Origin of the sequence: Ureibacillus sinduriensis BLB-1 = JCM 15800 (genome assembly GCF_000772955.1) — a bacterium.
GTDB classification, from domain to species: Bacteria; Bacillota; Bacilli; order Bacillales_A; family Planococcaceae; genus Ureibacillus; species Ureibacillus sinduriensis.
The window spans coordinates 1-475 of sequence record NZ_JPVO01000002.1 but is presented as its reverse complement, the minus strand read 5'-3'; the positions used below and the strand labels follow the sequence as shown (position 1 = coordinate 475).

The following is a 475-nucleotide window of genomic DNA, read 5'->3' as shown; positions in this document are numbered from 1 at the left end:
AGTTGGGGGCTTCCCCCTGTGAGAGTAGGACGTCGCTAGGCAAAAAAAGCATGACTTTTGAGTCATGCTTTTTTTATTTATCTTAAAACACATCCAACGGTTTTAAAAAATCTCATGACTCAAAAAAAGGAGCATGGAGGTGAAACGAGTATGGATAAAAAACAAAATAAGAACAATAAAGAGTCTGCTGAGGATTTAAACTTAAATCAGAATCGCGAACGTGAAATTGATTTAAATAGTCATCGTGAAGAATTCGCAGAAGACCTAAACTTCAATCGTAACCAAATCAATCACAATCGAGAAAATTAATATGAACAACAAATATTTCCTTCTTTAAACACCTAAATTCAGGTGTTTTTTTATGTCCTAAGGGGCTCTCGAATGTATGAAAATAGATATTTTCTTACATTCGAATCGTTGATTTTACTAACTTCTATACGATATAGTACAATAAAATACATTTAATGTACTATAT

At 32.2% G+C, this 475-nt stretch carries 1 protein-coding gene; it reads left to right on the top strand.

Annotated features, from left to right (window positions below):
* The first annotated feature begins 150 nt into the window (after positions 1 to 150).
* A complete protein-coding gene (locus CD33_RS20340) occupies positions 151 to 309 on the top strand; it encodes a hypothetical protein (protein WP_176400158.1) in 159 nt (52 codons plus the stop codon).
* Positions 310 to 475: the final 166 nt, after the last annotated feature.

Excerpts from the sequence above, each read along its gene's own strand:
- CD33_RS20340 (WP_176400158.1), top strand. The coding sequence starts at position 151 with ATGGATAAAAAACAAAATAAGAACAATAAAGAGTCTGCTGAGGATTTA.